Source organism: Brevundimonas sp. DW-iso22, from assembly GCF_058725425.1.
The window spans coordinates 487,389-502,210 of the sequence record NZ_JBZXEB010000003.1 but is presented as its reverse complement, the minus strand read 5'-3'; the positions used below and the strand labels follow the sequence as shown (position 1 = coordinate 502,210).

Sequence of the window (14,822 nt, the reverse complement as noted above, 5' to 3'; positions counted from 1 at the left end):
TTACGCAAACCCGTGCAGGCAAGGTAAGAGGGCCCATGCACACCGCCTCCTTCGAGGGCGTCCGCGACGCCGCCCGTCAGATCGCCGGACACGCCGTCCGCACGCCCCTGATCGAAAGCCCCGCGCTGAACGAACGTCTGGGCGGGCGTGTGCTAATGAAGGCGGAAAACCTTCAGGTGGCGGGGGCCTTCAAGTTCCGGGGGGCGTGGAACCGGATCAGCCGGCTGACGTCTGAAGAACTGGCACGCGGTGTCGTCGCCTATTCGTCCGGCAATCATGCCCAGGCCGTGGCTGCCGCCGCCCGTCGCATGGGCACCCACGCGATCATCGTCATGCCCGCCGACAGCCCCAGGGTGAAGGTCGAGGGCGTCATCGCCTTCGGTGGCGAGGTGCGGATGTACGACCGCTATACCGAGAGCCGGGAGGCCATCGGCGAGGAGATCGCGGCCACGAAGGGCAGCGTCCTGGTCCGCCCCTTCGACGACCCCTTCATCATCGAGGGCCAGGGCACGACGGGACTGGAGATCGTCGAGCAGTCGCGTGAGCAGGGGGTCGAGCGGATCGATCAGCTGCTGTGCGGGGCGTCGGGCGGCGGACTGATCGCCGGGATCAATCTGTCGATGGCGGCTTTGGCGCCGGACACGCCGGTGATCGGGGTAGAACCGCAGGCCTATAACGACACCCTGCTATCGCTCGCCGCAGGCGAGCGGCTGACCCATGCGCCGGTGTCGCACCCCTCCATCTGCGATGCCCTGATGACCGATCGGCCGGGCGAGCTGACGTTTCCGATCAACCGGCGACTGCAGCGGGTCGTCACTGTTTCGGACGCCGAGGTGGCCGAGGCCGTGGCCTACGCATTCCGAACCCTGAAGCAAGTGGTCGAACCGGGTGGCGCGGTGTCCCTTGCCGCCCTGTTGTCGGGTCATGTCGAAGCAGCGGGGCGAACCACGGTTCTCGTTCTGTCAGGCGGCAATGTCGATCCGGGCCTGTTCTCCGACATCATCGAGGGCCGGTTCGTCGCCCATTGATTGCGCCGCGCTTCCCGGTCAGTCTGCTCTCGAAACCCACGTGAGGACCACCATGCCCAAGCCCAGCGAACTGCAGTCCCTGATCGGCACCGAAGTCGGCGTCTCCAGCTGGATCGAGATCGACCAGGCCCGCATCGACGCCTTCGCCGAGGTCACCAACGATCATCAGTTCATCCATGTGAACCCCGAACTGGCCAGACAGACCCCGTTCGGAACTACCATTGCGCATGGGTTCCTGACGCTCAGCCTGGCGTCCGGCATGTCCTATGAGGCCGTCGCCCCGCTGGAAGGCGTGGTCATGGGCGTCAACTACGGCTTCGACAAGCTGCGTTTTCTGGCACCCGTGCCGGTCAATTCGAAGGTGCGCGGCCGTTTCAAACTGCTGTCCGCCGAGGACAAGGGTGGCGGGCGCTGGCTGATCAAGCACGAGCTGACGGTCGAGATCGAGGGCGGAGACAAGCCCGCCCTGATCGCCGAATGGTTGGGCATGCAGATGGTCGGCGGCTGAAGCTCAGCCCAGCGCGCTGATGGTGGCCTCGATTCGATCCAGGGCTGCGTCACGCTCCGACGGGTCCCCGAAAACAGGCGAGGGCACTGCGGCGACGGCCGGTGTGAACCGGGACGCGGCCCGACGGTAGGCCGGGTCGTAGTGTATCTCCAGCAGACCATCGACCAAGGACAGAAGGTCGCCCGCGCTGGCCAGGGTGCGCCACGCGGCGATTTGGGCCCGTCCATGACGCCAGGGCAGGCGTGACAGGGTCTGGTCCAGGGCCGCAGGATCGGCGGCGACGCTGGCGTAGCTGTCCAGGCTGAATCGGGCGCGAGCCTCCCGCGAGGCGACCAGTTCGATGCGCGGCGCAATCTTCATCGCGGCCCACAGACGCGGCGGCAGGGTCAGGGCACCAATCCGGCTGGATTCGGACTCGACCACGATCGGGCGAGCGGGATCGAGCCGCTCCAGGGCTTCCAGCAAATGGCTTTCGAACAGGCGCTGGCGCGGTTGGGGCTGGTCGGAAGCGCCGAACAGGGACCCACGGTGATGGGCCAGACCTTCCAAATCCAGAACCTGTATGCCGCGCTCGGCCAGCAGGCCCAGGACAGCGGTCTTTCCGCTGCCGGTCGGACCATCCAGCAGGATACAGCGGAAATCCGGACCGTGTGGTGCTGGATCGTAGAGGCGAGACAGAACCCGTCGCCGCCAGGTCTGGTAACCACCCTCAAGCCGCGTCACGGGCCAGCCGACCTGGCTCATCACCGTGGCCATGGCCCCCGACCGTTGTCCGCCACGCCAGCAATAGACAAGGGGCCTGAACCCACCCGTCCGTTCGGCCAGCGGACCTTCCAGATGGGCCGCGATATTGCGTGCGACCATGGCGGCACCCTGCCGTCGCGCCAGGAATTTGGAGGTCTGGACGTAGATCGTGCCGATCTCGGCCCGCTGGGCATCGTCGAGAACCGGCAGGTTGATCGCGCCGGGCAGGTGATCTTCCGCGAACTCGGCGGGGCTACGCACGTCGATGATCGCGTCATAGGTCGCGCGGGCCTCGGGGCTCAGATCGGTCGTCGACCCCGCCATGCGGTCAGGCCCTGACGATGACGGAGGGCCGGCTGGCCGCAGGTACCACGCGTCCGATCTCGGCCGCCGTCGTGAACCCGTCCTGCACCGCAATGTCGAGAACCCGCCCGGCATCCGCCTCGGCCACGGCGATCAGCAGGCCGCCGCTGGTCTGGGGGTCTGTCAGCAGGTCGCGCCAGTCTGCCACCGCATCGGCGGGAAGGCGGACATCCTGCTGATAACTGGTCCAGTTTCGGCCCGAGGCACCGGTGACACACCCGGCACGGATCAGATCATGCACGGCGTCCAGCACCGGCAGCCGTCCGGTTTCGATCTCCAGATCGACGCCCCCGCCCCGCGCCATCTCCAGGGCATGGCCCAGCAGGCCAAAGCCGGTAACGTCCGTCACCGCATGCACACCGTCGATATCGGGCAGCCGAGCGCCGACGGTATTGAGCTGCGTCGTCGAGGCGACCAGCGCCTGATAGCCGGTCGCTGAAAGCTGATCGCGCCTGAATGCAGCGCTGAGCACACCCACGCCCAGACCCTTGGTCAGGATCAGCCGGTCTCCCGGCCGGGCCCCTCGATTGGTCAGGACACGGCGCGGATCGACCAGACCCATGGCCACCAGCCCATAGATGGGTTCGACGGAATCGATCGAATGCCCACCCGCAACCGGTATGCCGGCCCGCGCACAGACCTCGGCCCCGCCAGCCAGTATCTGACCGATGGTCGCATCGGACAGGACGTTGATCGGCATGCCCAGAATGGCCAGGGCCATGATCGGCCTGGCCCCCATGGCATAGACGTCGGACAGGGCGTTGGTCGCCGCGATCTGGCCGAAGACGAAGGGGTCGTCGACCATGGGCATGAAGAAGTCGGTGGTGGCGACCACCGCCTGATCCTCGCTGATCTTCCAGACCGCCGCGTCGTCGGAGGTTTCGGTCCCGACCAGCAGCGACGGAAAGGCCGAGGCGGCGGGCATCTGCGACAGGATGGACCGCAACCGCTCCGGTGACATCTTGCATCCGCACCCCCCGCCGTGAGCGAGGGAAGTCAAGCGGGGCTCGGTAGCGGGTTCGGACGTCATGGCACCGTGATAGCCCAAACCCGGTCCGGCATCATCCCATGCTTGAGCCGAGCTCAGCCCGCGACGACAACCAGCTTGCGGTTGACGAACTCCTTGATGCCCAGATCGCCCAGTTCGCGGCCGTAGCCGGACCGTTTGACGCCGCCGAACGGCAGTTCAGGCATGGAGGTGGTCGGGGTGTTGATGAAGACCATGCCGGTCTCGATCCGCGAGGCGAGCTTGCGCGCCCGGTCGGTGTCGCCCGAGAAGATCGAGCCGCCCAGGCCGTAGGGGGAATCGTTGGCCAGGGCGACGACGGCATCGTCGTCTTCGACGATGTAGAGCTGGGCTACGGGTCCGAAGAACTCCTGATGGAAGGCAGGATTGCCAGAGGTGATCCCGGTCAGGATGGTGGGTTCAAAGAAGAAGCCCTTGCGGTCCGCCCTCTTGCCACCGGTCAACGGCTCGGCACCGTGCTCCACAGCGGCATCGACCTGTTTGGCCAGACCCTCCAGCGCGTCCTCGGACGACAGTGGGCCCAGCGTCGTGGACGGATCCATCGGGTCGCCCATGACGGCGGATTGCATGCCTTCGGTGAAGGCGGCGGTGAAGGCGTCTGCGACCTTCTTCTGGACGATGAACCGCTTGGCCCCCGTGCAGACCTGACCGGCATTGGACAGGCGCGCCTCGGCCCCGGCCTGGGCGGCGGCCGCAACATCGGCGTCGTCCAGCACCACGAAGACGTCGCTGCCGCCCAACTCCAGTGTGGATTTCTTGAGCATCTCCGACGCCCGCGCTGCGACCTTTGAGCCTGCGCCTTCCGACCCGGTCAGGGCGACACCCTGGATGCGGTCGTCACCGATAAGGTCGGACACCTGTTCCGACGAGATGTAGAGCGTTGCCACCATGCCATCGGGCGCACCCGCATCTCGCACCAGCGTCTCGAACATGGCCGCACAGCCCGGGACGATCCCCGCGTGCTTGAACAGAACCGGATTGCCCACGGCGATGGCCGGAGCGATCACGCGGATCAGCTGATAAATCGGGAAGTTCCAGGGCTCGACCGCCAGAAGCACGCCGACCGGATGATGCTGGACCCAGGCTTCGCCCAACTGGCTCTCATAGGCCTGGGGCTTCAGGAGCTCGGTGGCGTTCTCGGCATAGTATTGCGCGATCCCGGCGCACAGTTCGATCTCCTGCGCGCCCTGGGTAATCGGCTTGCCCATTTCCTCGGCCATCTTGGCGGCGAGGTCGTCGCTGCGCTCCGTCAGCAGCTCCGCCATCCGCGACAGGACTTTCAGACGCGACGCGATATCGCCCTGGCACCAGTCGGATTTGAAGATGTCGTCCGCTTTGGACAGAGCCGCCTCAACCTGGTCGTCCGTATGCGGATCGTACGTCTTGACGACGATTTCGGTGTAGGGGTTCAGGGTGCGGTAGGCCATGATGCGTCCGATCGGCGAGGTGACGGGTCACAGCCAAACGCCGCCCGCCCCCTCCCGTTGCCGCGACCAGACGCCACGTGCCTTCTGAACTTCAGTCAAAGGTTTCGGCGTAGAGCCCGGAAAGGCTCTTAGGACGCCAGGCCTGGGTCGCCACCGCGGCGGCCAGCCCCGCCATTGCTCCAGGGAACCCAAGCATCACGATCAGGACTATTGAGCGTGTCATAGCCTCTGTTGTCTGAAACATCACAGAGTTTGACCCCGACAGAATGGCGAGCAAGACGCCCTCGAGCACGCTCATCGCGGTGCCGATTGCCACTGCCTGAGTTATCCAGCTTGTTCGCCGCCTCCAGAGCCTCGATGTGATAGCACCGGCGATCCCGGCAATCAGCGACGGCAGGATCGTCAGCACCGTCCCCGCCAGAAGCATGCCTGCCAGTGCGAATCGGGCGGGGTTGTCAGGCCAGATCAGGTGATCAATGACAACGACCAGCGGGAAGGTCAGCCCGCCCGCGATCGGTCCGACGACCAGAAACGTCGCCGCCAAGCCTATCCGGCGGCCGATCTGGCGGTTCGGTCGCGACATGGCCCTAGGCCTCGCCGAGGCACCGCAGGGCGACTTCGAGGTTGCGCAGGCCGTCCTCGCCGGTCACCGCCGGCGTCTCTCCGGTGCGGATGGCATGGGCGAAGGCTTCCAGTTCCTTCTTCAGCGGCTCGCTGGGCCAGCTCATGACGCCGCGCGTCGAATAGCTGCCGTCGGGCTGCTGCCCGAAATATTCGGTGACCTGACGGGTCATCAGATCGGCGACCACGAATTTGTTCTGGGTGGCGACCTGCAGGGTGCGGGTCTTGTAGGGCGTGACCCAGTTGGTGGTGATGTGGGCGATCACGCCATTCTCCAGCCGGAACTGCAGCAGGGCCGTGTCCTCGCGGTCCGCCTTGGTGCGGGCCAGCTGCGGCTGGATCTCGACGATCTCGCTGTCGGTCAGGTGGCGGATGATGTCGATGTCGTGCACCGCCAGATCGATGACCACCCCGACCTCGCCCATGCGCGGCGGGAAGGGGCCCACGCGGGTGATCTGGATGGAGATGACCTTTTCGTCCGCGATGGCGCGCTTGACGGCATCGACCGCCGGGTTGAACCGCTCGACCTGACCGACCATCAGGACGCGGTCATTGGCCTTGGCCGCATCGATCAGCCGCTGGGCATCGGCCACGGTGGCGGCGATCGGCTTTTCGACCAGCACATGCACGCCGCGTTCCAGCAAGGCCACGCCCAGATCGGCATGGGTGCGGTTGGGGGTCGAGACCACCGCCGCCTCCAGCCCGGCCTCGACAAAGGCCTGAACCGTCGTGACCGGCGTCGCGCCGTACAGTTCGGCGACGCCCTGGGCGGTCACTTCATCGGCGTCGAAGATGTGCGTGAGGTCGAAGTCGCGGATGTCGCCCAGCACGCGGGCATGGTTGCGGCCCATGACGCCGACGCCGGCGACGCCGACCTTGAGGGGGGTCTGGTTCTGGTTCATGCGATCAACTCTTGAAGGACGCGACGGCGTCGATGATGCGGCCTTGCGTCGGCGCGTCGAGGTCCGAGTGCATGGGCAGGCTGATGACCCGATCCTTCAGCCGTTCCGTCACCGGCAGGCTGCCCTCGCCCGCCGAGAAGCGCGCATAGGCGGGCTGCAGATGCATGGGGACGGGATAATAGACGGCGGTGGGCACGCCCTGATCCTTCAGATGCGCGGCCAGGCCGTCGCGGTTCTCATGCTCGATCGTATACTGGGCCCAGATGGAGACACCGCCATCGATGACCTGCGGCACGCTGGCGACATGGGGGGCCAGGCCGGTGTTGTAACGGTCGGCGGCGGCGTTACGCCATTCGATCTCTTGGCTGAAGACCTTCAGCTTCTCGATCAGGACGGCGGCCTGGATGGTGTCGAGGCGGCTGTTCATGCCGATGCGCATGGCCAGGTATTTGGGGTCGTGGGCGAACTCGGCGGCACCCGCCTTCATGTCCTTGGCCACGACCTTGCCGTGGACGCGCAGGGAATCCATCTCCTGGGCCAGGTCCTCGTCGTCGGTCAGCACCGCCCCGCCGTCGCCGTAACAGCCCAGCGGCTTGGCCGGAAAGAAGCTGGTGGTCGTCACATCCGCCCATTTGATCGGATGCTCGCCATGCAGGGTGCCGCCAAAGCCTTGCGCCGAATCCGAGATCAGCTTCAGGCCGTATTTGTCGCAGATGGCGCGGATGGCGGGGTAGTCAGCGGGCTGGCCGAAAAGGTCGACCGCGATCACGACCCGGGGCCGGAGGCGACCTTCCTTCAGCGTCGCCTCGATCATGGCCTCCAGATGGGCCGGGTCCATGTTGAACGTCTGTGCATCCACATCGACGAACACCGGCGCCGCCCCCAGCCAGGGCACGACCTCGGCGGTCGCGGTGAAGGTGAAGCTGGGACAGAAGACGGCGTCGCCCGTGCGGATGCCCCAAGCGATCAGCGGCAGGATCAGAGCGTCGGTCCCGTTGGCGCAGCCCAGAGCGTGTTTCGCCTGTCCGAACGCAGTCAGATCGGCCTCGAACTGACGCACCTGTGGGCCCATGACCCAGGCTCCGCCGAGGACCGCCTCCTGGATGGCGGCTTCGATCTTTCCGCCGAGGCGAAGGCGCTGGGCCTGAAGGTCGATGAAGGGGATGGTCATGCGGAATAAGCTCCGAAGGCGGCCGGACGCAAAGGCCGGCGAGTAACGCCGCCAGCTTGCGGCGCGTCGGGAGGCTGGTCACTAGCAAAAAGCGTTCGGTCCCGCCAAATCGCAGCTGGTCACTTCGGGTGACGGCTTGCAACGAGCCACAGGCCGCCGCTTGCCAGCCCGGCCCGGCATCTCGTAATCCGGGCGCATGACCCCAGGCCGCCCCGCCGCCTTTCTCGACCGTGACGGCGTGCTGATCGAGGACGTCGGCTATCCGCATCGGCCAGACCAGCTGCGCCTGATGCCCGGCGCAGCGACCGCCGTGCGACGGCTGAATGCGGCGGGCTTCGTCTGCGTCATCGTGACCAATCAGTCGGGCGTCGCGCGCGGCCTGTTCGATCTGGAGCAGATGCAGGCCTTCAATGATCTTGTTGTGCAGACCCTGGCCGAGGACGGCGCGCGGATCGATGCCGTCTATGCCTGCCCCTATCATTCGCAAGGATCGGTCGAGGCCTTCATCCATCCCGATCATCCGGACAGAAAGCCCAATCCCGGCATGATCCTGCGGGCCGTGGTCGAGCATGGGCTGGACCCCGACCGCTCGCTCATGATCGGCGACCAGCCGTCGGACATGGAGGCGGCGCGGCGTGGGGGCGTGCTGGGCTTCCATTTCAATGGCGGCGATCTGAGCCGATTCATCGCCGATCTGCTGGGCGACTGAAACACGTCTTCCTGCCGCCGAACGGACGCATGGGATTTCTCCCCGCGATGAATTACTGTGCCTAACGCACACGGAGCCTGCCATGCCTTCCAACTTCGTCGAACGCCGCTGGAAAAGCGCCGACGGCCTCGATCTGTCGGCCCGTGACTATGCCGCCGTGGCCGGTCAGGCCAGGCTGCCGGTCATCGCCATACACGGCCTGACGCGCAACGCGGCTGACTTCGAGGTCATTGCCCCCCAGATCGCGTTGGCCGGTCGTCGCGTCCTGGCCGTCGACGTACGCGGTCGCGGGCGTTCGGATCGCGCCACCGATCCCATGACTTATCAGCCGGCGACCTATGCCCAGGACGTGCTGGCGTTGATGTCGGCGCTGGGGATCGAGCGCGCCGTCTTCATCGGCACCTCCATGGGCGGGCTGATCACCATGGCCATTGCAGCGATCCGCTCCAAGGTCGTGGCCGGGGCGATCCTGAACGACATCGGACCAGAGGTCTCACCGGTGGGACTGGCTCGCATCGCCAGCTATACCGGGCAGGCGGTCGAAATTCATAGCTGGGCGGATGCCGCCGCCCATGCCAGGCGGCTGAACGACGTCGCCTTCCCCCACTATACTGATGCCGACTGGGAGGCCTTCGCCCGTCGCACCTTCCGCATCGGCACCGAAGGCACGCCGGTTCCCGACTATGACCCCGACATTGCCGTGCCGATCCGGGCGGCCGGAGCCAAGGCTCTGGTCCCTAATCTGTGGCCGATGTTCGGACGACTGACGCGCGGGCGGCAGGTGCTGCTGATCCGGGGCGAAACCTCCGACCTGCTCAGCCCGGAAATCGTCGCCAAAATGCGCAAGCGGGCACCGAAGATGGACTGTGTCGAAGTCCCTGGCGTGGGACATGCACCCATGCTGGATGAGCCGGCAGTGAAAGAAGCGCTGTTCCCGTTCCTGAGCGAGCTCCCCTGACCTAGTCCGGGACGTTGGCGTCCAGCTCGTCGAGCCAGACCCGTGCCGTGGCATCTGACGGGGCCCGCCAGTCGCCGCGCGGGGACAGAGAGCCGCCGGTAACGACCTTGGGTCCGTTGGGCAGGGCGGACCGTTTGAACTGGCTGGTCTGGAAGAAGCGGATCAGGAATTTGCGCAGCCAGCTCTTGATGGTGGCCAGATCGTACTCGACCTTCTCGTCGTCCGGCGTATTCACGGGCCAGTGGCCGGTCGCGGCATCCTTCCAGGCCTGATGCGCCAGATAGGCCACCTTGGACGGCTTCAGGCCGAAGCGGGTGATGTAGAATAGGAAGAAGTCGTTGAGAGCATAGGGGCCGACGGTCGCCTCCGTCGACTGGATCTGGCCGTCCCTGGCCGGGACCAGTTCGGGCGAAATCTCGGTGTCCAGAATGGCCTGCAGCACCTCGCCCGCTGCGCCCTCGTGCTCACGTGCCGCGACCCAGCGGATCAGGTGCCGGATCAGCGTCTTCGCCACGCCGCCATTGACGTTGTAGTGGCTCATGTGGTCGCCGACGCCATAAGTGGCCCAGCCCAGGGCCAGTTCCGACAGGTCGCCGGTGCCCAAGACCAGTCCGCCGTGCTGATTGGCCAGACGGAACAGATAGTCGGTGCGCAGACCAGCCTGCACATTCTCGAAGGTGATGTCGTGGACCGGCTGGCCCGCGGCATAGGGGTGGCCGATGTCCTTCAGCATCCGCTCGGCGGCGGGGCGGATATCGATTTCGGCACCCGTGATGCCCAGCGCCTTCATCAGCGCCCAGGCATTGGACTTGGTGCCCTCCGACGTCGCGAAGCCGGGCATGGTGAAGCCCAGAATGCCCGTGCGCGGCAGGCCCATCCGGTCGAAGGCGCGGCAGGCGACCAGCAGGGCCTGGGTCGAGTCCAGACCGCCCGACACCCCGATGATCAGGGTTTTCGAACCTGTCGCCTTCAGCCGGCGCATGAGGCCCTGGACCTGGATGTTGAAGGCCTCGAAACAGTCCTGATCCAGACGCGCCGGGTCGTCGGGCACGAAGGGGAAGCGGTCCAGCGGGCGGATCAATCCTCCCCCATCGGGGGAGGGGGACCGCGTCTTCGCGGTGGAGGGGGCTGACTGCAAAGCCGGTGTCTGGGGTGAGCCCCCTCCACCACCCTTCGGGCGGTCCCCCTCCCCCGGTGGGGGAGGACTAGCGAATGGCACGACGGTGGCGGGCTCGCCTTCCAGTCGCGCGCAGTCAGCGAAGGTGCCGTTACGCAGGCGGTCCAGGCCGATGCGCTCGACGTCGATGTCGGCCGTCGTCAGATGGTTCTCAAGCGCGAACCGCTCACCCTCGGCCAGTTTCGCGCCCAGCTCATGGATCGTCGCCTGCCCGTCCCAGGCCAGGTCGGTCGTGCTTTCGCCCCAGCCGGAGGCGGTGAAGACATAGGCGCATTGGGCCCGCATCGACTGGCTGGCGCACAGCACAGCCCGTTCGTCCGCCTTGCCGATCACAATGTTGGAGGCCGACAGGTTCAGCAGGATGCGTGCCCCGGCCAGCGCCGCCCGCGTCGAGGGCGGCTGGGGGGCCCAGAAGTCCTCGCAGATTTCGGCGGCGAAGACGAAGCCGGGCCGGTCGACCGCCTCGAAGATCAGGCCGGGGGCGAAATCGACCGTTTCGCCGTTCAGCAGGACCGTGTCTTCGGATCGGCTGGCGGCCGGGGCGAACCAGCGTTTCTCGTAGTATTCCCGATAGTTGGGCAGATAGGTCTTGGGCACGACACCCAGTACCGAGCCCGAGCCCAGCACGACGGCGCAGTTGAACAGGGCGTCGCCACTTCGCACCGGTGCTCCGATCACGGCGACCAAACCGGCCTCGCCCGCCGCCTCGGCCAGGACGGCGATCTGGCGTTCGACCTCGGCCAGCAGGGCGTCCTGCATCAGCAGGTCGTCGATGGCATAGCCGCTGAGGCTCAGTTCGGGAAAGACGATCAGGTCCACGCCCTGTTCGCCTGCCTGCTGGATCAGGGCGACGTGTTCCTCGGCGTTGGCCACGGGATCGGCGGTGTGCACCACCGGCGTGGCGGCGGCGACGCGGACGAAGCCGTGGGTGCGGACGGAATGGAAGGCATGGGGCAAGGGCGGCATCCTGAACGTGCCTCAGTCTAACGCCCCGTCCCGCCACCGTCATCCTCGGACTTGGCATCAGGCACCGCAGACGGATTGAGCAGATGACGCGCCGGTCCCACCCCGCTAAACCCGCTGGATGAACGATACGCCGAAAAAGGGCTGGCTCTCTCGCCTGAGCGAAGGGTTGAGCCGCTCCTCCAAACAGATGACCGATCAGGTCGTTGCCTCTTTCGTGAAGGAGCCGCTGTCCGAGACCGCTCTGGAACAGCTGGAAGAACATCTGCTGGAGAGCGATCTGGGTCCCGCCGCGACCGACCGGATCGTCGAGCGGTTCCGCGAGCTGCGCTTCGGCAAGGGAGCCGACGAGCGCGAGGTCAAGGAGGCCCTGGCCGAGGCTGTGGCGGCCGAACTGATCAACCACCAGGCGCGCTATGAACCACTGAGCGGGCCCAGGCCGTTCGTGACCCTGTTCGTCGGGGTCAACGGGTCGGGCAAGACGACGACCCTGGGCAAGATCGCCTCGGACCTGACCGGTCAGGGGGCCAAGGTGATGATCGTGGCCTGCGACACCTTCCGGGCCGCCGCGCGCGAACAGCTGAAGGTCTGGGCCGAACGGGCGGGCGCGACCTTCGAAAGCCGCCGCGACGGGGCCGATCCCGCCGGGCTGGCCTTCGACGCCTATGCCAGGGCCAAGGCCGAGGGGTATGACGTGGTCCTGATCGATACCGCCGGGCGGTTGCAGAACAAGTCGGCCCTGATGGACGAGCTGCTGAAGATCGTCCGGGTGATCAAGAAGATCGATCCGGAGGCCCCGCACGAGACCCTGCTGGTGCTGGACGCCACTGTCGGGCGCAATGCGCTGGAGCAGGAGAAGATCTTCGGGCGGACGGCCTATGTCTCCGGCGTGGTCATGACCAAGCTGGACGGCACGGCGCGCGGCGGCGTCCTGGTGCCCGTGGCCCAGGCGTCGGATGCGCCCATCAAGCTGATCGGCGTCGGCGAGGGCGTCGACGACCTGCAACCCTTCGACGCCCGGGCCTTTTCAAGGTCGCTGGTAGGACTGGAAGATTGAGCCGCATGACCGAGACCGACACCGCGCCCGAACTGGATCCGACCCCGCCGCAGGGCGAGAAGAACTCCGGCCTGCGTCAGGCGGTGGATTTCGGCGGCCTGCTGGCGTTCGGGCTGGCCTTTCTGGTGCTGCGTCTGCGCGGGATGAGCGGGGACGAGGCGCTGGTCAATGCGACCTGGGCGCTGGTCGCGGGCTCGGCTGTGGCGGTGGTGGTCGGCCTGGTGGTCGAGAAGCGACTGGCGCTGATGCCACTGCTGGTCGGCGGGTTCGCCCTGGTGTTCGGCCTGCTGACGCTGCTGACCGGCGACGGCCTGTGGGTCAAGATCAAGGTCACGGCGCTGAACGGCGGCCTGGCCGTGGCCCTGCTGGGAGGATACCTGCTGCACAAACAGCCACTGAAGGCGCTGCTGGGGACCGTCATTCCGATCAACGATCGGGCCTGGCGGACCCTGACCCTGCGATACGGCCTGTATTTCCTGACCGTGGCGATCGTCAACGAGGCGGTGCGCAGCGAGGCGCTGGTCGCCATGGTCGCGCCGCGCATCGGCCTGGGCCATCTGGACCCGGCGGATGTCTGGGTCAGTTTCCGGGGCGTGCTGTGGATCGCATCGTCCGTATTCGGCCTGTCACAGATCCCGCTGATCATGGGCAATCTGACCGCGGCAGATAAACCCGTCGATCCGATGGCCCCGGCCGAACCCGACACCGGACCGTAAGAATCTTCGTCCGTCGTCAAACCGTAAAACGCGGCTGCTAAGCCTTCCGGCAACCGCAGGGGATACGGTTTCATGGTTAAGTCCGGCAACAAGTCCAAACGCGGTGGCCTCTCGGCCTCGCCCAGTCATCTGATGCACCGTGTGCTGCAACTGGCGCTGGACATCTATTCCGAGGAAGCCGGTGCCGACGGCCTGACACAGCGCCAGTTCGCGGTGCTGGAGGCCGTGTCGCAGAAGTCGGGCCTGACCCAGACCGATCTGGTTCGCGCCACAGGCATCGACCGCTCGACCCTGGCGGACCTGGTGTCGCGCATGACGGTGAAGGGCCTGCTGGACCGCGAGAAGTCCAGCATCGACGCCCGCGCCAAGGCCGTGCGCCTGTCGCCCAAGGGGCAGGAGGCGCTGGACGCTGCCCGCCCGCGCGTCGAGGCCGCCGACAAACGCATCATGGCCCTGCTGCCCAAGGGCAAGCGCGACGGCTTCCTGGAATTGCTGGCTGAGCTGGCCGGAGAGGCCGACGCCGCCCCAGACAAGGCCAAGGCCGAGGCCCGCGCCGCCAAGAAGGCCGCCCGCGAAGCCAGGAAGGCCGAGAAACTGGCCCGCAAGGGCGAGAAGCCGGCCAAGGCGGACAAGCCCGCCAAGGCCAAGAAGGCCAAGGCCGCCCTCGCCGCCTGACCCGTCCCCGCCGGGTCCAGTGTCTCCATTGCGTTTTCGAGGCGAGACACGGACGTCCTGAACCTGTCGCCTGTGCGCATGATCGCGTGCGACCTGGGGGCGGTCGGGAGCGGAGCTGAAACTGTCAAAGACCGGAAAGCCTGTCAGGGCGGCCTTCAGGGACCGCGCATGACGCAGTTTACCACGGGCTCGGCGCATGCTGAGGAAACTGGCGAAGGCCGGAGCCGGCAAAGGTCCGGAAGGGCGCATCAGGGGTCGAGAAGGGCGGCAGTATCTGTCTCCACAATGACCTCTTTTTGCGGGCCTAACGCGGGCGCAGACGACGGATGGCCAAGGCGATGAAGGCCATCACCAGACCGCAGCCGACGCTGGCCAGGCTTTCGATACGGCTGGGGGCCGTGACCTCGAGGCCGACAGGGCTTCCGACATAGGCGAGCGCCGCCTGGGTCGTCATCTCTCCGTAAAGCCCACCCAGGACGCCGAACAGGACGGCCGCACCGGCACCGATCCAGAGGAGCGGTCCCACACGGGTCAGGGCACCGATGATGCCCCCCAGACCGCCGCCGACGGCCAGGATGATGCAGAGCTGCATGACGATGCTGCTGCCCAGGAACAGGTCCCAGGGATAGATCCCGCCCAGTTCGAACCGCGCCAGCAGCCAGGCGATGACAGCCACCACGGCCAGCAAAAGGCTGCCAACGACGATCAGCGCGATATTCGATTTCATGCGATGGCCCCCTCAGACACGGCTGCGACGCTGTGCGAGATCGCCTGCC

General features: G+C 66.5%; 15 protein-coding genes. 7 read left to right on the top strand and 8 right to left on the bottom strand.

Annotation, left to right across the window (positions count from 1 at the left end; all coding sequences use genetic code 11):
- Positions 1-35 precede the first annotated feature (35 nt).
- On the top strand, positions 36-1,028 hold the full coding sequence (locus tag AC4PRM_RS06015; protein ID WP_492039152.1) for a threonine ammonia-lyase: 993 nt from the start codon (positions 36-38) through the stop codon (positions 1,026-1,028).
- 52 nt (positions 1,029-1,080) lie between these two features.
- On the top strand, positions 1,081-1,536 hold the full coding sequence (locus AC4PRM_RS06010) for a MaoC family dehydratase (protein ID WP_492039151.1): 456 nt from the start codon (positions 1,081-1,083) through the stop codon (positions 1,534-1,536).
- Positions 1,537-1,539: 3 nt separating this feature from the next.
- On the opposite strand, the gene mnmH is transcribed toward AC4PRM_RS06010, so the two are convergent.
- From mnmH to AC4PRM_RS05980, 6 genes are all read right to left on the bottom strand, one after another.
- Entirely contained in the window at positions 1,540-2,604 is a 1,065-nt protein-coding gene (gene mnmH / locus AC4PRM_RS06005; protein ID WP_492039150.1) for a tRNA 2-selenouridine(34) synthase MnmH, read from the bottom strand.
- Positions 2,605-2,608: 4 nt separating this feature from the next.
- Complete coding sequence (gene selD, locus AC4PRM_RS06000; protein WP_492039149.1) at positions 2,609-3,673, bottom strand: selenide, water dikinase SelD; 1,065 nt, start codon at positions 3,671-3,673, stop codon at positions 2,609-2,611.
- Positions 3,674-3,726: 53 nt separating this feature from the next.
- Entirely contained in the window at positions 3,727-5,097 is a 1,371-nt protein-coding gene (locus AC4PRM_RS05995) for an NAD-dependent succinate-semialdehyde dehydrogenase (RefSeq protein ID WP_492039148.1), read from the bottom strand.
- Positions 5,098-5,188: 91 nt separating this feature from the next.
- Positions 5,189-5,680, bottom strand: a complete 492-nt coding sequence (locus tag AC4PRM_RS05990; protein WP_492039147.1) for a hypothetical protein — start codon at positions 5,678-5,680, stop codon at positions 5,189-5,191.
- Between the two features lie 4 nt (positions 5,681-5,684).
- On the bottom strand, positions 5,685-6,620 hold the full coding sequence (locus tag AC4PRM_RS05985) for a Gfo/Idh/MocA family protein (protein ID WP_373256517.1): 936 nt from the start codon (positions 6,618-6,620) through the stop codon (positions 5,685-5,687).
- A 4-nt stretch (positions 6,621-6,624) separates the two neighbouring features.
- Entirely contained in the window at positions 6,625-7,791 is a 1,167-nt protein-coding gene (locus tag AC4PRM_RS05980; RefSeq protein WP_373256518.1) for a DegT/DnrJ/EryC1/StrS family aminotransferase, read from the bottom strand.
- 196 nt (positions 7,792-7,987) lie between these two features.
- On the opposite strand from AC4PRM_RS05980, the gene AC4PRM_RS05975 reads away from it, so the two are divergent.
- Complete coding sequence (locus tag AC4PRM_RS05975) at positions 7,988-8,500, top strand: D-glycero-alpha-D-manno-heptose-1,7-bisphosphate 7-phosphatase (protein WP_492039146.1); 513 nt, start codon at positions 7,988-7,990, stop codon at positions 8,498-8,500.
- Between the two features lie 82 nt (positions 8,501-8,582).
- Positions 8,583-9,458 carry an alpha/beta fold hydrolase gene (locus AC4PRM_RS05970; protein ID WP_492039145.1) on the top strand — a complete coding sequence of 292 codons (876 nt, stop codon included), beginning with the start codon at positions 8,583-8,585 and terminating at the stop codon, positions 9,456-9,458.
- Position 9,459: 1 nt separating this feature from the next.
- Here AC4PRM_RS05970 and AC4PRM_RS05965 read toward each other — a convergent pair whose 3' ends face one another.
- A complete protein-coding gene (locus AC4PRM_RS05965; protein WP_492039144.1) occupies positions 9,460-11,601 on the bottom strand; it encodes an NAD(+) synthase in 2,142 nt (713 codons plus the stop codon).
- A 118-nt stretch (positions 11,602-11,719) separates the two neighbouring features.
- Between AC4PRM_RS05965 and ftsY the strand changes: the two genes are divergently transcribed.
- The 3 genes from ftsY (at position 11,720) to AC4PRM_RS05950 (ending at position 14,046) form a co-directional block, all read left to right on the top strand.
- Entirely contained in the window at positions 11,720-12,655 is a 936-nt protein-coding gene (gene ftsY, locus AC4PRM_RS05960; protein WP_492039143.1) for a signal recognition particle-docking protein FtsY, read from the top strand.
- A 5-nt stretch (positions 12,656-12,660) separates the two neighbouring features.
- Positions 12,661-13,371, top strand: a complete 711-nt coding sequence (locus AC4PRM_RS05955) for a septation protein IspZ (protein WP_492039142.1) — start codon at positions 12,661-12,663, stop codon at positions 13,369-13,371.
- Between the two features lie 72 nt (positions 13,372-13,443).
- Positions 13,444-14,046, top strand: coding sequence for a MarR family winged helix-turn-helix transcriptional regulator (locus AC4PRM_RS05950; protein ID WP_487921374.1), 603 nt, complete (start codon positions 13,444-13,446; stop codon positions 14,044-14,046).
- A gap of 304 nt (positions 14,047-14,350) precedes the next feature.
- On the opposite strand, the gene AC4PRM_RS05945 is transcribed toward AC4PRM_RS05950, so the two are convergent.
- The gene (locus tag AC4PRM_RS05945) at positions 14,351-14,773 is read right to left on the bottom strand and encodes a hypothetical protein (RefSeq protein WP_487921373.1); all 423 of its coding nucleotides are present in this window, start codon (positions 14,771-14,773) and stop codon (positions 14,351-14,353) included.
- Positions 14,774-14,822: the final 49 nt, after the last annotated feature.